At 45.2% G+C, this 3369-nt stretch carries 4 protein-coding genes and 1 pseudogene; 4 read left to right on the plus strand and 1 reads right to left on the minus strand.

The genetic code is table 11. From position 1 onward, the window contains the following. Window positions 1-7 precede the first annotated feature (7 nt). A complete protein-coding gene (locus F6K57_RS40380; RefSeq protein ID WP_293074536.1) occupies window positions 8-166 on the minus strand; it encodes a hypothetical protein in 159 nt (52 codons plus the stop codon). 356 nt (window positions 167-522) lie between these two features. Between F6K57_RS40380 and F6K57_RS40385 the strand changes: the two genes are divergently transcribed. The 4 genes and pseudogenes from F6K57_RS40385 to F6K57_RS40400 all read left to right on the plus strand — a co-directional run. Next, the gene (locus tag F6K57_RS40385) at window positions 523-1056 is read left to right on the plus strand and encodes a bleomycin hydrolase (protein ID WP_075904201.1); all 534 of its coding nucleotides are present in this window, start codon (window positions 523-525) and stop codon (window positions 1054-1056) included. 104 nt (window positions 1057-1160) lie between these two features. Beyond that, window positions 1161-1655, plus strand: coding sequence for a class 1 C-phycoerythrin subunit alpha (gene cpeA, locus F6K57_RS40390; protein ID WP_075904203.1), 495 nt, complete (start codon window positions 1161-1163; stop codon window positions 1653-1655). Window positions 1656-1850: 195 nt separating this feature from the next. Further along, window positions 1851-3131 (plus strand): HEAT repeat domain-containing protein, encoded by a 1281-nt coding sequence (locus F6K57_RS40395; protein ID WP_293074540.1) that lies wholly within the window; start codon window positions 1851-1853, stop codon window positions 3129-3131. Window positions 3132-3285: 154 nt separating this feature from the next. Beyond that, window positions 3286-3369, plus strand: a pseudogene (locus tag F6K57_RS40400) (Uma2 family endonuclease); the annotation flags it as partial.

The following is a 3369-nucleotide window of genomic DNA, read 5'->3' on the forward strand; positions in this document are numbered from 1 at the left end:
TTTATAGCTAAGCTATCAGCTGTTGGCCAAGGCCAATGGCTGATAGCTTAATGCTTACCAATTGCTTGAGGTACTTTCGTCCTGGGTTGCGCGGGAGTAGGTAGTAGGGAGTAGGGAAGTCAGAAGAGGGAACTTCGGAAGTGGAAAAAAATCCTGTGTACCTCATAGCTATGAGAAACGCTATATATATATAGCCCTATTGCCATCGTCAACAGTAGACGCACTATGGTCAAGGGAGGTATTTTTCCAAAATGATTTAGGTTTTCAATATCAGCGCTAGCATATATCACAGCTAAGTTCCTGTAATTATTAAGTTTTGTATATAACTGCCGAGTCGGTTAACTGACTCCTGTGTGATCGACTGGTGACCTTGTAACGAATATTACAAATTATTACTTTGTTGTTAATAAATGAGACTGGGGTTCCGATTATCCTCTAATGTTCATATTGAGCTGGTCAAATTTGATAAATAACCAGCAAGATAGCAAACTAGTTAAGTACCTTTAATTTAAGGAGATTTCAATGCTTGACGCTTTTTCCAGAGCTGTAGTTACAGCAGATAGCAAAACCGCATGTCTAGGTGCTGGAGACCTGGCTGCTCTCAAAGGCTTTATTGCTGATGGTAATAAGCGCCTTGATATTGTAAACATTATCGCCAGCGACGCCAGCTGCATCGTTTCCGACGCTATTTCTGGCATGATCTGCGAAAACACTGGTTTGATTCAAGCTGGTGGTAACTGCTACCCCAACCGCCGCATGGCTGCTTGCTTGCGTGATGGTGAAATCATCCTCCGCTACGTGACCTATGCCATCTTAGCTGGTGATGCTTCTGTACTAAGCGACCGCTGCCTGAATGGTCTGAAGGAAACCTACAGCGCTCTGGGTGTACCCACCACCTCCACAGCTCGTGCTGTTGGAATCATGAAAGCTGCTGCAGTTGCTTTCGTTAACAACACCGCTAGCCAGCGCAAGTTTGAAGTAACTTCTGGGGATTGTTCCTCCTTAGCTTCTGAAACTGCTGGTTACTTCGATGCAGTAGTTGCTGCTATCAGCTAGTCTTTCCCTTTTGCCTAAGATAACCAAGCTCCTGCCAAAGCGAGCTGGGGAAGCCAAAAGCTAAGTATAATCTTTGTCAAAACCCATTCAGGAGATATATAAGAATGAAATCAGTTATAAGCACAGTTGTTACTGCTGCCGATGCTGCAGGTCGTTTTCCTAGCAGCTCTGACCTTGAGTCCGTTCAAGGTAGCCTACAGCGGGCTGCTGCTCGTATGGAAGCTGCTGAAAAGCTAGCAGAAGGCATTGATAAAGTAACCAAAGAAGCTGGTGATGCTTGCTTTAAGAAGTATCCTTACCTAAAGGAATCTGGTGAAGCTGGGGATTCTCAAGTCAAGATTGACAAGTGCTACCGGGATCTCGGTCACTACCTACGCTTGATCAACTACTGCTTAGTTGTTGGCGGTACTGGTCCTCTAGATGAGTGGGGTATTGCTGGTCAGCGTGAAGTTTACCGTTCTTTGAACCTACCTACCGGTCCGTATGTAGCAGCTCTTGAGTTCACTCGCGATCGCGGTTGTGCTCCTCGTGACATGTCTGCTCAAGCTTTGGTTGAGTACAAAACTTACCTTGACTATGTAATCAACTCCTTGTCCTAAGGAGATCACGGTGAAAATCCGTCGCTGATTGACTAATATTTCGATCAGCACCTGGGGACTCTTAGTACGTTGCTTTGCCTGAATTGGTTGAGTACCGTCGAAGAGTCCCCTGATTGTTTTGGGGAGTTAGGGGGGCAAAACTAACTAAACTTCGTAAGTCCTATTGTTAATTTCTAAATCACCACTAAATCACTGATGGATAAACGTTTTGCAAATATATTTAATTTGACCGAAGATCAAGCGATCGCACTTTTAAAAACACCCTTAGACCAGTTAGAAGACCAATCTGATCGCTATCTGGCTGCATCCCATTTAATTAACTTTCCCACCGAGCGGTCAATCAATGCCCTGATGGAAACGGTGCAAGACCAAAACTCAGAACTGTACCATCGTATCGCTCGACGCAAGGCAGTGGAAAGTTTAGGTCGTCTGAAAGCCTCTGTAGCCCTACCCATCATTCGCTCATGTCTAGGGGATGAGGATTGTTACACTGTGGAAAATGCTGTCTGGGCAATTGGGGAAATTGGCACTCAAGATCCGGAAATTCTTGAAGAAATTGCCCAGCTGCTGGAGAAGCCAGGTCAGACTTATCGGGTGATTATCCAAACTCTGGCAGCACTAGACTATAAACCAGCCCTTGAGAAGATTAAGACCTTTACTAAATCTGATAATGAACCCATAGCCAGTGCTGCGATCGCAACGGTTTGTCGGTTCACAGGGGATACCACCGAGATGCACAAAGTGATGGCATTCCTAGAACACTCTAGTGTCAATGCCCGACGAGCTTGTATTCAAGACCTGATTGATGCCCGATACTACCAAGGAATTCCTAAAATTGCGACCTGTCCCATTTCCATGGTCTTTCGAATACGAGGAATTCGCCTCTTGGCCGAGGCTGGGTTGCCAGCCGGTGATATCACCTTTGAGGATATCGAACCATCACTCGATCAAGTGATTCGTGATCATCCTGATCACCTAGAGCTGGTTCATGAATATGACCAAATGCCCAGTTTAGACTTCTTGATTAACGAGCTATACCACACAGATTTTGGGCGATGTTATCTAGCCAGTAAGACTCTGCTCAAGTTATCTCCAGAAACTGTTGCTGACGCCCTACTTGCTACCTATGCTGACAAAGCCCATAACGATTATGGTGCTCACTACCATGTTGTCAAACTGTTGGGCTGGCTGAAATACGCCGATGCCTACGATTTGATAGTGGAAGCCCTACACAATAAAGCACCCCAGTTTCAGAAATCCCGTGCTGCTGCTGCTATTGCCTTGGGTAATTTAGGAGATGAACGGGCAATTCCCTTACTCAAAGACAGCCTCAATACCAATATTTTCGACTTGAAATATGCCAGTTTAATGGCATTAGAGCAGTTAGGGGATACCAGTGGTCAAGATCTGGCAGCTAATGATTCAGATTGGTTGATTCGGGAGAAAGCAGTTACTAAAGCAGTTACTAGTCATTAGCTATTAGGATTAGTCATTAGTCACCTTGGAAGAGCATCTTTAGTGTACTAAGCACTAATACCATGCTCTGGTAATTGGTAATTGGGATCGCCTATCACACGCTTTGCAGCCAGGATAATATAGAGATTATCACCGCCATAGTCTAGGCCAGATCATGACTGAGACAGTACCTCGAGTCAAATTACCTCCTCCCTTTCCTGACCACACCCAGCTACCGGAGTCAGATGGAACATTTGTG

Source organism: Moorena sp. SIO4A5 (assembly GCF_010672005.1).
Taxonomy (GTDB): domain Bacteria; phylum Cyanobacteriota; class Cyanobacteriia; order Cyanobacteriales; family Coleofasciculaceae; genus Moorena.